The sequence below is a fragment of the Bradyrhizobium sp. BR 1433 genome, assembly GCF_051547665.1.
Lineage (GTDB): Bacteria > Pseudomonadota > Alphaproteobacteria > Rhizobiales > Xanthobacteraceae > Bradyrhizobium > Bradyrhizobium australafricanum.
The window spans coordinates 4,497,370-4,514,448 of record NZ_JBPUGG010000001.1; the positions used below are offsets into that span (position 1 = coordinate 4,497,370).

The 17,079-nt window shown below is 66.1% G+C and carries 18 protein-coding genes, 1 pseudogene and 1 riboswitch; of the genes and pseudogenes, 10 read left to right on the forward strand and 9 right to left on the reverse strand.

Annotated elements, in window-relative coordinates; all coding sequences use genetic code 11:
* Positions 1 to 412: 412 nt before the first annotated feature.
* The gene (locus ACSKB9_RS21895; RefSeq protein WP_438075669.1) at positions 413 to 916 is read right to left on the reverse strand and encodes a DUF2938 domain-containing protein; all 504 of its coding nucleotides are present in this window, start codon (positions 914 to 916) and stop codon (positions 413 to 415) included.
* Positions 909 to 1,772: a class I SAM-dependent methyltransferase gene (locus ACSKB9_RS21900; RefSeq protein WP_438075671.1), complete on the reverse strand. Its 864-nt coding sequence runs from the start codon at positions 1,770 to 1,772 to the stop codon at positions 909 to 911. The genes ACSKB9_RS21895 and ACSKB9_RS21900 overlap by 8 nt, the downstream gene beginning before the upstream one ends.
* 82 nt (positions 1,773 to 1,854) lie before the next feature.
* Between ACSKB9_RS21900 and ACSKB9_RS21905 the strand changes: the two genes are divergently transcribed.
* Positions 1,855 to 2,292: a helix-turn-helix domain-containing protein gene (locus tag ACSKB9_RS21905; protein ID WP_438075673.1), complete on the forward strand. Its 438-nt coding sequence runs from the start codon at positions 1,855 to 1,857 to the stop codon at positions 2,290 to 2,292.
* A gap of 179 nt (positions 2,293 to 2,471) precedes the next feature.
* Here the strand turns inward: ACSKB9_RS21905 and ACSKB9_RS21910 are convergent, their stop codons facing one another.
* From ACSKB9_RS21910 to ACSKB9_RS21920, 3 genes are all read right to left on the reverse strand, one after another.
* The gene (locus ACSKB9_RS21910) at positions 2,472 to 3,686 is read right to left on the reverse strand and encodes an MFS transporter (protein WP_438075675.1); all 1,215 of its coding nucleotides are present in this window, start codon (positions 3,684 to 3,686) and stop codon (positions 2,472 to 2,474) included.
* Positions 3,687 to 3,857: 171 nt separating this feature from the next.
* A complete protein-coding gene (locus ACSKB9_RS21915; protein ID WP_438075677.1) occupies positions 3,858 to 5,102 on the reverse strand; it encodes an MFS transporter in 1,245 nt (414 codons plus the stop codon).
* Positions 5,103 to 5,406: 304 nt separating this feature from the next.
* Positions 5,407 to 5,898: a type II toxin-antitoxin system HicB family antitoxin gene (locus tag ACSKB9_RS21920; protein ID WP_438075679.1), complete on the reverse strand. Its 492-nt coding sequence runs from the start codon at positions 5,896 to 5,898 to the stop codon at positions 5,407 to 5,409.
* A gap of 86 nt (positions 5,899 to 5,984) precedes the next feature.
* On the opposite strand from ACSKB9_RS21920, the gene ACSKB9_RS21925 reads away from it, so the two are divergent.
* Positions 5,985 to 6,857, forward strand: coding sequence for a protein-L-isoaspartate O-methyltransferase family protein (locus ACSKB9_RS21925; protein ID WP_438075681.1), 873 nt, complete (start codon positions 5,985 to 5,987; stop codon positions 6,855 to 6,857).
* Between the two features lie 6 nt (positions 6,858 to 6,863).
* On the opposite strand, the gene ACSKB9_RS21930 is transcribed toward ACSKB9_RS21925, so the two are convergent.
* Positions 6,864 to 7,538, reverse strand: a complete 675-nt coding sequence (locus ACSKB9_RS21930; RefSeq protein ID WP_438075683.1) for a DUF938 domain-containing protein — start codon at positions 7,536 to 7,538, stop codon at positions 6,864 to 6,866.
* A 262-nt stretch (positions 7,539 to 7,800) separates the two neighbouring features.
* Between ACSKB9_RS21930 and soxX the strand changes: the two genes are divergently transcribed.
* The 8 genes and pseudogenes from soxX (at position 7,801) to ACSKB9_RS21970 (ending at position 13,738) form a co-directional block, all read left to right on the forward strand.
* The gene (soxX, locus tag ACSKB9_RS21935; RefSeq protein ID WP_051448082.1) at positions 7,801 to 8,091 is read left to right on the forward strand and encodes a sulfur oxidation c-type cytochrome SoxX; all 291 of its coding nucleotides are present in this window, start codon (positions 7,801 to 7,803) and stop codon (positions 8,089 to 8,091) included.
* A 34-nt stretch (positions 8,092 to 8,125) separates the two neighbouring features.
* Complete coding sequence (gene soxY / locus ACSKB9_RS21940; RefSeq protein WP_092078902.1) at positions 8,126 to 8,620, forward strand: thiosulfate oxidation carrier protein SoxY; 495 nt, start codon at positions 8,126 to 8,128, stop codon at positions 8,618 to 8,620.
* A gap of 21 nt (positions 8,621 to 8,641) precedes the next feature.
* Positions 8,642 to 8,953, forward strand: a complete 312-nt coding sequence (gene soxZ, locus ACSKB9_RS21945; protein WP_057021236.1) for a thiosulfate oxidation carrier complex protein SoxZ — start codon at positions 8,642 to 8,644, stop codon at positions 8,951 to 8,953.
* The gene (soxA, locus tag ACSKB9_RS21950; protein WP_438075685.1) at positions 8,950 to 9,810 is read left to right on the forward strand and encodes a sulfur oxidation c-type cytochrome SoxA; all 861 of its coding nucleotides are present in this window, start codon (positions 8,950 to 8,952) and stop codon (positions 9,808 to 9,810) included. Before soxZ ends, soxA begins: the two co-directional genes overlap by 4 nt.
* Positions 9,807 to 10,121 (forward strand): hypothetical protein, encoded by a 315-nt coding sequence (locus ACSKB9_RS21955; protein WP_438075687.1) that lies wholly within the window; start codon positions 9,807 to 9,809, stop codon positions 10,119 to 10,121. The genes soxA and ACSKB9_RS21955 overlap by 4 nt, the downstream gene beginning before the upstream one ends.
* Positions 10,122 to 10,155: 34 nt before the next feature.
* A pseudogene (gene soxB, locus ACSKB9_RS21960) lies at positions 10,156 to 11,905 on the forward strand (thiosulfohydrolase SoxB).
* Positions 11,902 to 12,357 carry a DsrE family protein gene (locus ACSKB9_RS21965; RefSeq protein WP_253606209.1) on the forward strand — a complete coding sequence of 152 codons (456 nt, stop codon included), beginning with the start codon at positions 11,902 to 11,904 and terminating at the stop codon, positions 12,355 to 12,357. The pseudogene soxB and the gene ACSKB9_RS21965 overlap by 4 nt, the downstream one beginning before the upstream one ends.
* Before the next feature lie 340 nt (positions 12,358 to 12,697).
* A complete protein-coding gene (locus tag ACSKB9_RS21970) occupies positions 12,698 to 13,738 on the forward strand; it encodes an MBL fold metallo-hydrolase (protein ID WP_438075689.1) in 1,041 nt (346 codons plus the stop codon).
* Between the two features lie 98 nt (positions 13,739 to 13,836).
* Here the strand turns inward: ACSKB9_RS21970 and ACSKB9_RS21975 are convergent, their stop codons facing one another.
* The 3 genes from ACSKB9_RS21975 to ACSKB9_RS21985 all read right to left on the reverse strand — a co-directional run bounded on the left by ACSKB9_RS21975 (position 13,837) and on the right by ACSKB9_RS21985 (position 16,667).
* The gene (locus ACSKB9_RS21975) at positions 13,837 to 14,583 is read right to left on the reverse strand and encodes an ABC transporter substrate-binding protein (RefSeq protein ID WP_438080335.1); all 747 of its coding nucleotides are present in this window, start codon (positions 14,581 to 14,583) and stop codon (positions 13,837 to 13,839) included.
* A 270-nt stretch (positions 14,584 to 14,853) separates the two neighbouring features.
* Positions 14,854 to 15,627 carry an ABC transporter ATP-binding protein gene (locus ACSKB9_RS21980; protein ID WP_438075691.1) on the reverse strand — a complete coding sequence of 258 codons (774 nt, stop codon included), beginning with the start codon at positions 15,625 to 15,627 and terminating at the stop codon, positions 14,854 to 14,856.
* Positions 15,624 to 16,667: a FecCD family ABC transporter permease gene (locus ACSKB9_RS21985; protein WP_438080337.1), complete on the reverse strand. Its 1,044-nt coding sequence runs from the start codon at positions 16,665 to 16,667 to the stop codon at positions 15,624 to 15,626. Before ACSKB9_RS21985 ends, ACSKB9_RS21980 begins: the two co-directional genes overlap by 4 nt.
* Before the next feature lie 112 nt (positions 16,668 to 16,779).
* Positions 16,780 to 16,977: riboswitch (cobalamin riboswitch) on the forward strand.
* Positions 16,978 to 17,079 lie beyond the last annotated feature (102 nt).

The following is a 17,079-nucleotide window of genomic DNA, read 5'->3' on the forward strand; positions in this document are numbered from 1 at the left end:
CGTCCCTCGATGATGCTTGGAGCGGGCTTGCCCGACTCCGTTTCGACACCATCAGTTTGAGGGACGACCGCCTTCCAACCAACAGGCCGCTCGCGAGCGCGCTTCCAAATTGCGCCGTAGCGAGCGGGCGGCCGGCCCGTTACCCCATCTACGAGTGCTTTCCCCTTCCCCCTGAAAAGGGGAAGGTCGGGATGGGGGTTAGCCGCGGGCTCTGCTGCAAGTGGAGAGAGCAGATCCCCACCCGCTTTGCTCTGCGAGCAAAGCGACCTCCCCTTTCCAAGGGGAGGTGAAGAGGTAGCTCGGATGGAGCCAACGGGTCGCGCGAACGCGCGCCCGATGACAGGCTCCGCGAAATCCGGGGTTCGCGCCGTAAGGTGATGTTGTCTCCGGATTGCGCTTCGCTTCATCCGGGCTACGGGTTCAGGAACGGGTGCACGAGCCAGCCGGCCACATAGAGCCCAAAGCCGAACACCGTGTGCGTCACGAGGCTCTGCAGCCGCGCCGCCCATGGATGGGGCGTGCGGCTCGCGGCGATGCCGGCGCCGATCGCGGGCTGCATCACCAGGAACGACGCGGCCACGCTGCCGATCCCGACCATCAGAGCCGGAGCGATGGTGGGCTGCCGCGCCCAATCGAGGCCGAAGATCGCAAGCAGCACGCCGGCAAAGCCGATCCCGATCAGATAATGCGCGGCCCAGCCGATGACCCGTTCGCCCCCGATCTGCGGTGACGCGGCGATGCGGTCGTGGCGCAGGCGGGCGGATACGAGATGGCCGAGCCAGCGGCCGATCAGGACATAGTCCAGCGACGGGACGCCAAGCAGGCGCGTGCGGACCATCCCCCAGATGTCCATCACGACGGTCGCGCCGGTCCCGATCAGCACCGCGCTCGCCACAAATTCCGCGGCTTCAACCATGCGCGGCCTCCGCCGGCGCCCGTGCCGCGACCATCCAGCAGGCGGCGGTGAAGCGAATGTCGTTGCCGTGGATGTAACGACCGAACGCACCGCGGACGGTCTCGATCACTCGCGTGCGGCGCGGCTCCTCCATCGCCTGCAGCATCGTCCCGACCGGGCCGAGCCAACTCACATAGCGGGTCAGCTGCGATGCCGGAAAGCCGAGGGCGACATCGACCGGTTCGATCGCGATCGCGTCCCAACCGCTATCCTCCAGGATAGTTTCGACCCGCTTCCGGTCGGCAAAGCCGAATTGCCCCGGCGCATCGGGACGCCGCGCCGGAAGATCCGGCAGCAACGGCTTCGCCGCCTGTTCCGCCGTCGTCATGAACGGGTTCTCGGCGGCGCCGCGCCAGGCGATGAAGCGGAGCGCAGCATCCGGCCGGGCCGCGCGGCGCAGATTGGCGAAAGCCTGCACCGGATCGGCAAAGAACATCACGCCGAGGCGCGAGATGATCATGTCGGAGCTCGCGGGCGCGAACGGATAGGTCTGCGCGTCGGCGCAGATGAAGCTGACCGGCCGCCCTTCCCGCTCCGCGCGGGCGCGCGCCGCCGCGATCATCGGCTCGGAAACGTCGATGCCGGTGCAATGCCCCTGCTGGCGGAGCAATTGGGCAACGGCGAACGTTGTGGCGCCCGTGCCGCAACCGATATCGAGCACGCGGCTTGCCGCGGCATCGGACACCGCCTGAACGAGCAGTTCTTCAAGCGGCCTGAACATCCCTTCCAGCACCTCGCGCGTCTCGACCCAGGCGCGGCCGGCGGCGCCGTTCCAGAGTTTGACCTGCTCGTCGTCGACTTGCGCTGCGACACCCATGATTCTCGTCCTTGTTGATGCTTGCCTTACGCAAGCGATAGGCTGGATACTGCCAGTTCAAGTGAACTTGAGGTCAAGGGCCATGCGGGACATCGATATCGCGGAGGTGGCGGAGCTATCGGGCGTGCGCGCCTCGACCTTGCGCTTCTACGAGGAGAAAGGTCTGATCGCCTCGCATGGCCGGCGCGGGCTGCGCCGCCTGTTCGATCCGGCGGTGCTGGACCGGCTGGCGCTGATCGCGCTCGGGCGCGCCTCCGGCTTCTCGCTCGACGAGATCGCAAGGATGTTCGCGCCCGATGGAAGACCGCGCATCGACCGGAAAATGCTTTCTGCCAAGGCCGACGAGCTCGACCGCACCATCCGCAGGCTCAACGCGATGCGCGACGGCCTGCGCCACGCCGCCGTCTGCCCGGCGCCGAGCCACATGGAATGCCCGACCTTCCGCCGCCTGCTGCGGGTCGCGGCGGCCGGCAAGATCAGCGAGCCGAAGAAGGCGCGGAAGTCACGCCGCAAGTCGTAGAACGTAGCCCAGATGAGCGAAGCGACATCCGGGGACAGGTCTTTATTCCCCTTCCCCCTGAAAGGGGGAAGGTCGGGATGGGGGTCAGCCGCAGGCGATGTTGCAAGCGGAGAGAGCAGATCCCCACCCGCTTTGCTCTGTGAGCAAAGCGACCTCCCCTTTCAAGGGGAGGTGGAAAGCTACTTCCCTTTCGCCATGATCGTCGCCGCTGCGATCAGCTCCAGGCCAATGCAGCCGTAGAACGGCAGCGAATAGCTGCCGGAGAGATCGCGCAGCAGCCCGACCACGCCGGGGCCGAAGGCGTAGGTGATCTGGTTGATCGCGGTGATCAGGCTGACCAGCACGCCGAACGCACGCGGATCGAACTCGCGCTGCACGATCAGCGCCGGCAGCGTGATCAGATTGCCGACCGAGAAGCCGAACAGCGCGCAGGCCGCGATCTGCGCCACGTCATTGTGCACATTGATGATGACGGCGAGCGCGACCGCCTGGCTGACAAAGGACAGCGCCGATGCCAGCCGCTGGTTGAGCCGGTCGATCACGAAGGAGAACGAGACGCGCCCGACCACGGCCATCGCGGTCAAGAGCGCCATCGCCACCGTCGCGCGCTCGCGGCCGATTACCTGATCGAGATAGGCGATCAGATGCACGATGAAGCCGACCTGGGCGAACAGCACCAGCGCGAAGGCAATCGAGACCGAGAGGAAGCGGATGTCGCGCAGCGCCCGGCTGCGCACCTGCGTCGCCGACGGCGCGTCGGCAGCGGCGGCCGTGACCGCGTGCAGATGCACCGGCGGTTGCCCGACGAAGATCAGGATGACAGGCACCATCACCACGATCAGCAGCCCCGCGGCCGCGATCATCGCGCCGGAGAAGCCGAACGTGCCGATCCCCGCCACCAGCAGCGGCACGCCGACGATGCCGCCGAAGCTCGCGCCGTTCAGCGCCAGGCTGATCGCCATGCCGCGTTTCTTGTCGAACCACAGGCCGAGTGTGTTGGTGATGATGCCGAGGCTGGTGCCGGCCCAGCCGAACGCCAGCAGCGCATCGGCAAGATAGAGCTGCCAGGGCTCGCGCACCTCGCCGATCGCAACGGCCGCGATCGCCATCGCGAAGGTGCCGGCGATCAGGCAGCCGCGCGCGCCGAACGCCTTGATCGCCTCGCTGACGAAGGCAACCAGCGCGGCGCCGAACAGATAGAAGAAGGTCGTGCCCGACGAAATCAGCGACGCCGGCCAACCGTGCAGCCGCTGCAGCTCGGCAACATAGACGCTCTGTCCGTAGAAGCCCAATCCCCAGCCGAAGGTCGCAAGCAGGAAGCAGACGACGACGATGCGCCAGCCTTCGTAGCCAAGCGAGGATTCATCAGGCAGCGTGGCTGAGGATGCGTCCATTTCTTGCTCTTGCTTCTCACATCGTCATGGCCGGACCAATCCGATCCCATGATGTGAACAGCGTTGCAAGCGGATCATTTCGAAGCTGATCGAAGTGTCAGCAATTGGCAGCAGCATGGTCCGGAAAAGTGCGAAGCGGTTTCCGAACAGACCATGGTCAAACGACAAGCTTTAGATGCTCGGATCCTGGATTTCTTCCACCGCGCGCAATTTCGCGCGTCGCTTGGCGAATGAAGCGAACGAGAGCACGGCAAGGCCGAGCAGCACAGGCGGGAACACCACCCAGTTGACGGCATTCCAGCCGTAATGCGCGAGCAGCTGGCCCGACGAGAACGAACCGATCGCCATCATGCCGAACACGAGGAAATCGTTGAACGCCTGCACCTTGTTGCGCTCCTGCGGCCGGTGCGTTTCCAGCACCAGCGCGGAAGCGCCAACGAACGCAAAATTCCAGCCGATCCCGAGCACGAACAGCGTCGCCCAGAAGTGCGGCGCTGATATGCCCGACAGTCCGATCATCGCGGCCACCGCCTCGAGCGCCAGCCCGAGCGCGACGATAACGGGCGCGCCGAACCGCGCGATCAAGGAGCCCGTGAAGAAGCTCGGGCCGTACATCGCCACGATGTGCCACTGGATGCCGAAATTGGAATCGCTGACCGACAGCCCGCACATCTTCATGGCGAGCGGCGCCGAGGTCATCACCAGATTCATCATCGGATAGGCGATCACGCCGCACAGCGCCGCGGCGATGAAGCGCGGCTGCTTTGCGATCTCGAGCAGCGGGCGGCCGCCATGCAGGTCCGCCGCCGCAGGCTTCGGCGCGTCGACGCCCGAGAGCACCGCCATCGCCACCAGCGCGACCAGCGCCTGCATCACGAAGGAGAACGCGAACAGATAGGGCGGCCAGATGTCCATGGTCCATTGCACGAGCTGCGGCCCGAGCACGCCGGCGAACACGCCGCCGGCCATCACCCAGGACACCGCCTTGGGCCGGAACGCGACACTGGCGCCATCGGCCGCAGCAAATCGGTAGGACTGCGCGACGGCGCCGTAGAGCCCGCCGAGGAAGGTCGCGCCGCAGAACAGCCAGAACGATGAATGCAGGATCGCCCAGGCGCCGAGCGCACCGGTGAGCGTGCCGCAGAAGGTGCCGATGATGAAGGCGACGCGTCGTCCGTAGGCGCGCGAGATCGCGCCGGTCGGCAGCGTGCCGGCGGCAAGCCCGAGCACATACATCGAGAGCGGCACCGTCGCGAGCGAGACGTCGGGTGCCAGCGTCGCGCCGACGATCGAGCCGGTGGCGAAGATCACGGCCGAATTGGCACCGGTCAGCGCCTGCGCCGCCGCAAGCCGCCACACATTGCTGCGCGCCCGCGCGTCGTCGCTCGCCTCATCCGCAGCTGTCACGTCAATCATCGGTGGTCCCGCCTCGAAGCCCCGGCGGGAGCCCCCAATCGGGCGCACTATGGAGAGCGGGTCGAAGCCGATCAACCGGCGCAAACGGACGTACGCCATGCAGGAGGCGCACGAGGGGATCGCTTGCTCTCACAGAGTGACGTCACAGCAGCCCGGCACTTCTATCAGTACCGTCATCCTGAGGAGCGCGTAGCGCGTCTCGAAGGATGCACGGCCAACAGCCGGACCGTCGACCCTTCGAGACGGCCGCTCTGCGGCCTCCTCAGGGTGACGGTGAGAGAGCTGTCGCTCGATGATCGATCGCCTACCGCGCCGGCTTCTTGCCCATCCGCTTCTCGGCGCGCAGCGCGCCGGTCTTGTGCACCTTGGAGCGCGGCCCGACGAGGTGCGGCTTGTGAACGTGCCATTCAAACGCAAGCGTCGCGGCGAAACCGAAAAAGCTCGAACGGCTCATGCCGAGTCCGGCGGCATGCTTGTCGATCCGTGTGATCAGGCTCTTCGGCAAATAGACGTTGACGCGCTCGGACGGGTCGGGCGGATCGACGCCGACCATGAAGAAGGCGGCGACGTCGGAGCCCTTCGGCGGCACGATGCGCTCGATCGGGGTCGGCTCCGGCAATGGCTTGCCCTGCTCGACCCAGCCGTCGACGGTCTGCGCCAGCGTCTGCTCGGCGCGCTCGATCGCGTCTTCCTGCGATCGTCCCGCGGCGACGCAGCCGGGAAAGTCCGGAAACCACGCCCCGAACGCGCCGCGCGGACCGCGCTCCAGCACGGCCGGATAAAGCCGTCTCTTCATTCTGGCCTCCGTCGCCGCAGTATGCTATTTCACACACCTCGGTGTGTCAAATCACACAACACGCGACATCGTGGGAGCGCGCGGCAATGGACCCGCAAGCCGAACTCCGCATCGTCCGCGCGGCCTATGCCAAGCAGATCCTGGCCGCCGCCAACACCATCAATCCGCGGCTGACGGAGGCCTTCGCCGCCATTCGCCGCGAGGACTTCGTCGGCCCGGGACCATGGATGATGCTGCGCTGGTGGAGCCGCGACTATGCGCCGACGCCCGATGCCGACCCGGTCTATCTCTACACCAACGATCTCGTCGCCTTGCGACCCGAGCGACGTCTCAACAACGGCCAGCCGTCGCTGCATGCCTATCTCATGCACCAGGCCGCACCCACCGCCGGCGAGCACGTGGTGCATATCGGTACGGGCACGGGGTACTACACCGCGATCCTCGCGCATCTGGTCGGACCGTCCGGCCGCGTGACCGGCATCGAATACGATCCGGACCTTGCGGCAGACGCTCGCGCCAATCTCGCCGCTTGCGCAAATGTCGAGATCATCCAGGGCGACGGCACACAGGTCGCGTTCGAGTCCGCCGACGTGATCTATGTCAACGCCGGCTGCACCCGGCCTGTCGCGCGATGGCTCGACGGGCTCGCCGCCGGCGGCCGTCTGATCCTGCCGCTGACTTCGGATGAGGGATTCAAGGGCGGCGCGCCGGAGCAGGTTGCGCGATCCGGCGCCGTGTTCCGGATCCGGCGCGAGGAGGCAGCGTACCGGGCGGACTGGATATCACCGGTCGCGATCATTCCCTGCGACGGCGGCCGGGACGAGACGTCCGAAAAAACGCTCGCCGAAGCCTTCGCCCGCGGCGGCTGGCAGAAGGTGACGCGGCTATACCGAGATGCCGAGATTCCCGCCGAACGCTGCTGGCTGCGCGGGCCGGGTTGGTGCCTGGCTTACGATTGAGCGCGGCTACTTGCGGGCAAAGACCAAAATCATGTTGTTGGCCGGCATCTCGAAGCTGCCGACGAGCTTGAGCCCGACGCGCTCCGCAAGCGTCTCGAGATCGGCGATATCGCGCACCCCCCACTCGGCGTCGCGCTCGCGCAGCGACGTGTCGAACACGGCATTGCTGAGCGCGGTATGCTTGCCGCCGCGCTTGAACGGGCCGTAGAGCAACAGCCGGCCGTCGGCGCGCAGGTGCCGCGCGGCGCCAGCGAACAAGCCCTCGGCGACGCGCCACGGCGCGATGTGGATCACATTGGCGCAGAAGATCGCGAGCAGTTCGTCCGGACCTTTGCCCTCCGACGGCGCCGGCGTCCAGGCCGGGTCGGACAGATCGATCGGCTGCGGCGGCCGGATGTTGGCAAGGCCGGCATGCGCGCGCCAGGCCTCGATGCTGCGCAGGTGCGCCGCGTGGAGGTCGCTCGGCCACCAGGTGATGTCGGGCGTCTGACCGGCGAAATAGACGACGTGCTGGCCGGTGCCGCTGCCGGCTTCCAGCACGTCGCCGGATTGGCCGGCGAGGTAGTCCTTCAGGACGGTCCAGATCGGCTGATGGTTGCGATGGAACGCCGGCGCATCGAGCCGCCCGTCCGCCTCGACCGGCCGGCCGTCCTTACCAAACTCCGCCACGAATTCCGCCACCGCGCTTCTCCCTACGCCTCAGCCACATCTCAACCGCACAAACATGACAGGCGGAAGGCGCAGGACATGCGCTCCAGTGCCGGACTGCCCTGACATTAACCCCGTCGCAAAGCGCCTATTCTCCGTGTTGCCAGCCGATGGCCTTTGTGCTTTCCACTCTTTATATTGCGATGGGATCATCGAGATTGAAGCCCGGGAAACGTCCTTGATCGCCACTTTCTCCAAGCCAGCCTTCGTCCTGGCGCTGCTGGCAGGCACCGCCATGGCCGCGCCCGCGCAGGCCCAGTCCGCCGCCGAGGGACAGAAGCTCGCCTTCGACCGCGGCAAGGGCAATTGCCTGACCTGCCACGTCATCAAGGGCGGCGACCTGCCCGGCACGATCGGCCCCGAGCTGAGCGGCCTGAAGGCCAAATACAGCCGTGACGAGCTGATCGCGATCGTGACCGACGAAACCAAGCGCAATCCGCAGACGGTGATGCCGCCGTTCGGCCGAAACCGGATTTTGAGCGAGAAGGAAATCGACGCGGTGGTGGACTTCCTGCAGACGTTGTGACGCCGTGACCGTCGCTTGAGGAGATTTTTTTTCGATGAACATCACGACCAGCGAATTTTTCAAAGCGCGCCGCATGGTGCTGAAGGGCGCCGGCGTCGCCGCGCTGATCGGCCTCGGGGGCATTCCGTTCGACGTGCCGCAGGCGCTCGCCGCCGCCAACGACAAATATCCCGAAGACGCATTCAAGCAGAAGAACGAGGCCGACGCGATCAAGGCGCTCTATGGCAAGACCGCCGAGCCGTCGGACAAGATCAAGATGGATGCGCCGGAGATTGCCGAGAACGGCGCGGTGGTGCCGATCTCCGCCACCACGACGCTGGCCGACGTCACCTCGATCTCGTTTCTGGTGAGCGAGAATCCGATCTCGCTGGTCGCCTCATACAGGATTCCGGCCGGCACGCTGCCGACCGTCTCCAACCGCATCAAGATGGCGAAGACCAGCAACGTCACCGCGATCGTCGAGGCCGGCGGCAAGCTCTACAGCGCCAAAAAGGAAATCAAGGTCACCGTCGGCGGCTGCGGCGGCTGAGTTCAATCAAGGGATAATCAGATGGCATCGAGCATTCGCGTGCGCGCCACGTCAAACGGCGACACCACCGAGGTGCAGGCGCTGATCCAGCATCCGATGGATTCCGGCTTCGTCAAGGACGCCAAGGGCGAGATCATTCCGCCGCATTTCATCCAGCAGCTCACCTTCGAATATGACGGCAAGCCGGTGTTCGTCGCCGACTGGGGCGGCGGCGTCTCCAAGGACCCCTATGTCAAGTTCGCCTTCAAGGGCGGCAAGAAGGGCGACGATCTGAAGGTCAGCTGGGTCGACAACAAGGGCGCGACCGACACCGCCACGGCGAAGATTCAATGACGCGGCGCCTCGCATTCCGCGCAGCACTCGCAACGTTCGCGCTCGGCGTGCTGACGCTCGCGCCGGCCGCGCGCGCGGCCGACATCGTCGATCCCGCCGCCGACAAGGCCGCGTTCCAGAAATTTTTCACCAGCAAATTCCCCAAGCTGAAGCTCGAGGATTTCGTCAACGGTCCCTATTCGATGAATGAGGACCTGCACAGGCAGTGGGAGGAGAAGGAGCAGTTTCCGCCCTACGAGTTCTCGCTCGAAGCCGGCAAGGAGATGTTCGCGACGCCGTTCAAGAACGGCAAGACCTACGCCGACTGCTTCCCGAACAAGGGCATCGGTATCCGCCAGAACTATCCCTATTTCGACGAGAAGGAAGGCAAGGTCGTCACGCTCGAGCTCGCGCTCAACCGCTGCCGCGAAGCTAATGGCGAGGCGCCGTTCTCCTATGTGAAGGACGACATGGCGGCGCTCACCGCCTACATGGCCTTCACCTCGCGCGGCAAGCCGATGGACATCAAGATCCCGAACGATCCGCGCGCGCTGGAGGCCTATCAGAAGGGCAAGGAATATTTCTACACCCGCCGCGGCCAGCTCAATTTCTCCTGCGCAACCTGCCACATCCAGAGCCCGGGCGAGCGGATCCGCGCCGAGGTGCTGGCGCCGGCGCTCGGCATCCTGAACGCGATGCCGATCTACCGCTCGGAATGGAGCGGCATGGGCACGACCAGCCGCCGCTTCACCACCTGCAACAGCCAGATCCGCGGCGTGCCGCTCAATCCGCAGGACGACGAGTACCGCAACCTCGAATACTATCTGTCCTATGTCAGCAACGGGCTGCCGATTTCGGGTCCGGGAGCACGGCCATGAGCGCGGCCATCAAAACTGTCCTCGCAGCATCAGCCCTGCTGATCGCAGCGGCGACCGGCGCCCTCGCCGCCTCCGAAGACGACTACAAGGCCGCCTACGCCGCCGCCGAAGCCGCCAACAAGGAAGCAGGCAACCTGCGCAACCAGTGGACCACCACCGCCTCGACACTATCTGCCGCAAAAAAGGCCGGTGAGGCTGGTGATTTCGACACCGCAGTCGCCATGGCCACGGAGGCCGAGGCACTGGCAAAGGCCTCGATCTTCCAGGCCACCAGCGAAAAGGAACGCTGGAAGGACATGGAAGTTCGTTAAGAGCGCGCAGGCCAGGGGCCGCGCGGAGAGAATGATGATCATCCGCCGCCGGGAATTCCTGAAAGCTGCGGCCGCCGCAACGCTGACGGCCGGCCTGCCCCGCCTTGCGCGCAGCGCCGATACCGCCAGCGTCTACGACCTCGAGCGGTTCGGCAACGCCCGCATCCTGCACATGACCGACACGCATGCGCAGCTGAAGCCGGTGTTTTTCCGCGAGCCCGGCGTCAATCTCGGCGTCGGAGCGATGGCCGGCCAACCGCCGCACCTCGTCGGCAAGGCGTTCCTCGACCGCTTCGGCATCCGGCCCGACAGCGCCGACGCCTATGCCTTCACCTGCGTCGAATTCGAGAAGGCCGCCGGCCGCTTCGGCCGGCTCGGCGGCTTCGCCCACCTGAAGACGCTGGTCGAACAAGCTGCGCGCCGATGTCGGCGAAAAGCGTTCGATCCTGCTCGACGGCGGCGACCTCTGGCAGGGCTCGGCGCTCGCCAACGCCATGAACGGCGCCGACATGGTGGAGGCCGCCAATCTGCTCGGCATCGAGGCGATGACCGGGCACTGGGAATTCACCTATGGCGAGCAGGTGCTGCGCGACAACCTCTCGCGCTTCAAGGGCGAGTTCCTGGCGCAGAACGTGTTCCTGACCGAGGAAGCCGCGTTCAACGACGCCAAGGCGTTCGATCCGGCTTCGGGGCGGGTGTTCAAGCCGTCCTTCATCAAGGAGATCGGCGGCCATCGCGTCGCTATCATCGGCCAGGCCTTCCCCTACGTGCCGATCGCCCATCCGAAGCGCTTCACGCCGGACTGGAAGTTCGGCATCCGCGACGAGGAGCTGCAGAAGCTCGTCGATGGCCATCGCAACAACGACAAGGTCGAGGCGGTGATCCTGCTGTCGCATAACGGCATGGACGTCGACCTCAAGCTCGCCAGCCGCGTCACCGGCATCGACGTCATTCTCGGCGGCCACACCCATGACGCGATCCCGATCCCGATCACGGTAACCAATGCCGGCGGCGTCACGCTGGTGACCAATGCCGGCTCCAACGGCAAGTTCATCGGCGTGCTCGATCTCGATCTTGCCAAGGGCAAGGTCGCCAACGTCCGCTACCGGCTGCTGCCGGTGTTCGCCGAATTGCTGAAGCCCGATCCTGCGATGCAGACGCTGATCGACAAGATGCGCGATCCGCATGTCGACGAATGGAACACCAAGCTGGCCTCGGCCGACCGGCTGCTCTACCGCCGCGGCAATTTCTCCGGCACCGTCGACCAGTTGATCTGCGATGCGCTGCTGAACGAGCTCGACGCCGAGATCGCGCTGTCGCCGGGCTTCCGCTGGGGCATCACCACGCTCGCCGGCCAGCCGCTGACCATGGAAGACGTGCTGTCGGAAACCGCGATCACCTATCCGGAGACCTACGTCGCCAAGATGACGGGCAGCCAGATCAAGGATGTGCTGGAAGACGTCTGCGACAATCTGTTCAACGTCGATCCCTATTATCAGCAGGGCGGCGACATGGTTCGCGTCGGCGGCCTCGCCTACACCTGCACGCCGGCCGAGACTGTCGGCAAGCGCATTTCCGAGCTGAAGTTGGGCAACGGCAAGCATCTCGAAGCCGGCAAGCACTACAAGGTCGCAGGCTGGGCCTCGGTCAACCAGCAGAGCGGCGCGCCGATCTGGGATGTCGTCGCCAGGCATCTGCGCTCCGGCCGGCCGCCGAACCGCGACGAACCCGGCGTGACGCTGAAAGGCGTCGAGGACAACCCGGGCATCGCGAGGCACGGATGACGCGCCGCGCGCTGATCGCGGCATTCGGCCTTGCTGCGCTCGCGCTGGCGACGCCGCTCGCGCGTGCCCAGCAGGCGCCGTTGCAGGACAAGCCGTTCGCCGAGCACAAGGTCGTGCTGCAGCTCTCCGACAACGATCCGAGGAAGCAAGGCCTCGTCATCAGCGTCGCCAACAATCTGATGAAGCATTACGACCCCGACAAGGTCGCGGTCGAGATCGTCGCCTTCGGCCCGGGCATCGACCTGCTCAAGCCCGACAACCCGAACCGCAAGCTGGTCGAGAGCCTGATCGCGCAGGGCGCGCGGGTCGACATCTGCCTCAACACCGTCGACACGATCGAGCGCGACAGCGGCAAGCGGCCGGACTACATCGCCGCCGCCACCCCCGTGCAGGTCGGCGTCGCGCAGATCTTGCTGCTCACCGAGAATGGATACACGCTGGTCCGGCCGTAACGGCCCCGTCGTCATTGCGAGCCAACGGGTCGCGCGAACGCGCGCCCGCGGGAGCAGGGCTGGAGTTACGTGCGGCCGTAACTTCGTCTCTTCCACGACCTCGATGCATATCCCGTCATCCTGAGGCGCGAGCGGAGCGAGCCTCGAAGGATGCACGGCCCAGATGCCTTGTCCCATTCGCGGAAAGACCCGGGCCGTCCACCCTTTCGAGACGCGCGCAAGAGCGCGCTCCTCAGGGTGACGGGATCCGGCTGGGGTGGGGATGGATTTGCTTTGAACGGACCCTATCTATGGAATAATATCCTCCATGTGACTCGGCCCGGAGAATAGGTAAGCCGTCATGATCTTTCGCCAACTCTTCGACAGCGTATCCGGAACCTACAGCTATCTGCTCGCGAGCCGCGCCGGCGGCGAGGCACTGATCCTCGATCCGGTGCTGGAGAAGGCCGATCGCTACTGCAAGCTGCTGCAGGAACTCGACCTCAGGCTGGTCAAGGCCGTCGATACGCACCTGCACGCCGATCACGTCACCGGCCTCGGCGAGCTGCGCGACCGCACCCAGTGCATCACCATCATGGGCGAGCAGAGCAAGGCCGACGTGGTGTCGATGCGCGTCTCCGACGGCGACAAGGTGACGATCGAGGGCCTTTGCCTCGAGGCGCTGTACACGCCCGGCCACACCGACAATTCCTACAGCTACCTGATGGGCGACCGCGTCTTCACCGGCAACACGCTGCTGATCCGCGGCACCGGCCGCACCGACTTCCAGAACGGCAGCGCGCGGGCGCAGTACGATTCGATCTTCAACCGCCTGCTGAAGCTGCCGGAGGAGACCATGGTGTTCCCCGCGCATGACTACAAGGGCGACACCGTCTCCACCATCGGCGAGGAGAAGCGCTACAATCCGCGGCTGCAGGTCAAATCGATCGACGACTATGTCGAGCTGATGAACAACCTCAATTTGCCGAACCCGAAGCTGATGGACGTCGTGGTGCCCGCCAACATGCATGTCGGCCTGCACCAGGACGAACTCGCCAAGGAAGGCCTCTCCCTCAGCGCGCGCGACGCCATCGCGAGTCTCGGCCGCCCCGATATCCTTCTGGTCGATTTGCGCGAGAGCGGCGAGCGGGCCAAGCACGGCACGCTCGCGGGCGCGCTGCACGCGCCCTATCCGGGGATTTGCGCCACCCTGCAGCCCGGCGGCATGCTGCGCGAGGTCGCCGCCGCAACCGGCCGCCGCGTCGTGTTCTTCTGCGCCTTCGGCGAGCGCTCGGCGATGGCGGTGGCCGCCGCGAAGAAGGCGGGACTGGTTAACACCGCGCATATCGATGGCGGCATCGATGCGTGGAAGAAGGCCGGCGGTCCCGTGGTGATGGGTTAGGTCTCCCCGTCATTGCGAGCGAAGCGAAGCAATCCATCTCTCCGCTTGCTGCGGCATGGATTGCTTCGTCGCTGTCGCTCCTCGCAATGACGGTGTACCTACCGCGTCACCCGCTTCAGCTCTTCCGTCAGCCGATCCAGCGCATCCGCCAGCATCACGCCGCCGCACACGGTGAGCCGCTCCGGCAGCACGATGCGCTTGCTTTGCGGATAGAAGCGCTCCAGCGCCGGATGCAGCAGGAAGGCGCGACCGTCATCCTCGGCGCGGTCGCCGGCTTCCGACACCAGGATGAAATCCGGCCGTAGCTTTACGATCGCCTCCAGCGAAGCAAACCCGCCTGCTCCGACGCCAAGTTCGCCGGCGGCGTTGGACAGGCCGGTTGCCGCCAGCAGCGAGCTGACCAGGCTGCCGTCGCCGGGCACAAAGCCACGCCGCTCCAGCGGCAACACGCGGTAATGATGCGCGCCTGCCGCCGCCCGCGCATGCGCGATCGCCGCATCGAGGCGCGCGATCTCGGCTTCTGCGCGATCGGGATGCTGCACCACATCGCCCATCGCGCGGATCTGGTCCTTCACCTCGTCCAGCGTGCGCGGCACCGTGAATTCGACGAGGTGCAGCCCGTGGGCCTTCAACAGATCGCGGGTCGCGCGCTTGTCGAACAGGCTGACCACGACGAGGTCGGGCCTCAGCAGCAGCACGTCCTCGGCCTCGCCGGACAGGCGCGGAAAGTTTCGCGCCTTCTCCGCGGCCCAGGATTGCCAGGCATCACGCGAGAAGCGGCTGAGGCCGATAATCTGGTCCGGATCGGCCAGCGACAGCACGAGCTGGTCGCTGCAGACATTCATCGAGACGATGCGCGGTCCGGCGGCGGACGCGGCACCGGCAGAGATAAGCCACAGCAGTATCGCGACCACCGCTCCAAGATGAAGCGAAGCGAGATGGCGGCCACACTGAAAGTGCGCCCCCTCTCCCGCTTGCGGGGGAGGGTTGGGGTGGGGGTTTCGCAGCGAGTTCATATCGTGGAGAGAGCCCCCACCCGCTGCGCTCTTCGAGCGCAGCGACCTCCCCCGCAAGCGGGAGAGGTGAACTGAGCTCGTGGTGAGGACGTGGCCACATCAGACGTCCGCCCACGGCACGATGACGGCCTCGCGCTGAAATTCGGCACGATAGGCGCTGACCCGGAACACGCTGGCGAGGACCGCTTCCGACAACGCTTCAGCAGGCGCGCCCTGCGCGGCCAGCCGTCCCTCCGACAGCACCAGAACATGATCGGCGAAGCGCGCGGCGAGTCCCAGGTCATGCGTCACCACGATCACCAGCACACCGGCATCGGCGACGTTGCGCAGCTTCTGCATCACGTCGATCTGGTGGCGTGGATCGAGCGAGGCGGTCGGCTCGTCGGCGAGAATCACCGGCGCCTCCACCGCGAGCACCCGGGCCAGCGCGACGCGGCTGCGCTCGCCGCCGGAGAGTTCGGTGACGCGGCGATCGCTGAATTCAGTGACGTCGACCGCCTGCATCGCGCGCAGCACCGCCTCCATATCCGTCTGCGACATCCGCGCCGGATCGGTCGCGCCGTGCGGATAGCGGCCGAGCGCGACGATATCGCGTGCCGGCAGCGGCCAGTGCACCATGTGCCCCTGCGGCAGATAGGCGAATCGTTTCGCGCGCTCGCGCAGCGGCAGCGACGCCAGCACATCGCCGCCGATCCGGATCTCGCCGCCCGACGGAATCAGCCCGGCCAGCGCGCGCAGCAGTGTGGTCTTGCCGGCGCCGTTCGGCCCGACCAGCGCGACCAGATGGCCCGACGGCAGCGACAGCGAGACATCGTGCAGCACCTTGCGGCTGCCGAGCGAGGCATTGAGAGCGACGGCGGAGAGCAGCGTCATGCCACGCCTCCGCCGAGCGCGCGGCGCTCGCGCATGATCAGATAGAGAAAGAACGGCACGCCGATGATCGAGGTCAGCACGCCGACCTTGATGTCCGAGGTTGAAGGAATGATGCGCACCGCGATGTCGGCGGCGAGCAGCAGCGCCGAGCCGGTGAGGGCACTCGGCACCAAGAGCCGCGCCGGATCGTGACCGATCACGGGACGCATCAGATGCGGCGCAACGAGGCCGATGAAACCGATCGTGCCGGTGACCGCGACCGCGCCGCCTACGCCGAGCGCCACGCCCGTGATCACGAAAAGCCGCAACCGCCCGACGTCGACGCCAAGGCTCTGCGCCGCCTCCTCGCCGAGTGTCAGCGCGCGGAAGGCGCTCGCCTGGCTGAGCAGGATGGCGGCGCCTGCGATGATGAAGGGGAGCGCCAGCGCCACGTGCTGGAAGCTGCGGTCCTCCAACGAGCCGAGCAGCCAGAACGCGATCTCCAGCACCACGAACGGATTGCTCGAGAGATTCATCACCAGCGCGGTTGCCGCCCCCGCAAAGCTCGAGATCGCGAGCCCGGCGAGGATCAGGATCAACAGCCCGGCATTGCGGCCGGCGATCGCAAGCAGCGCGAACACCGAGCCGAAGGCGGCGATGATCGCGACCACCGGCAGCGTGTAGGAGCGCACATCGGCGAGGCCCAGCGCGATCACCAGCACCGCGCCGAACGCGGCCGATTGCGGCGCGCCGAACAGCGACGGCGAGGCCAGCGGATTGCGCAGCAGCCCTTGCAGCGCCGCACCGGACAGCCCGAGAATGCCGCCGATCGCAAATGCCAGGATGGTGCGCGGCAGGCGGATCTCGCGCACGATCACCTGCGCCACATCGCTGCCGCCGCCGAACAGCGCCTCGATCACCGCGAGCGGCGACAGCCGCACCGGCCCGACGCCGAGCGAGAGCACGCACAGCAGGACCACGAGCGCGAGCAGCGCCGCGGTGGCGCCCCACCGGCGCCGCGCCGCGACCTCGGCCGCCAAGGCAAAATCCTGCACGCTCATCGGATCCATGCTCTTACAGCGATCGTCGTGGCAGACAAGCGACACTCGACAAAAACCGTGGCCGCACGGCCATTGCCCGACTTCCGCCGGATTGACTTTGCTACCCGGCCGAACCCTAGATGAACATGACGGTTCTTTCATGAGATGAAAAGGGAATGCGGTACGGGGAAACTTCCCCAACGCCGCGGCTGCCCCCGCAACTGTATGCGGTGAATCCTTCGTCACAGGCCACTGGGAATCTCGGTCCTGGGAAGGCGACGAAGGGTAACGACCCGCGAGCCAGGAGACCTGCCGTCAGCCGTGGTCACACGCGATGCTGCCGGTCGGGGAGTACAGGCATGAGCTTCACCTGATGCCGTGAGCACGATGGTGAGACTGGTTCGCGGTGACGTGCCACTGACGTTGCCGAGGC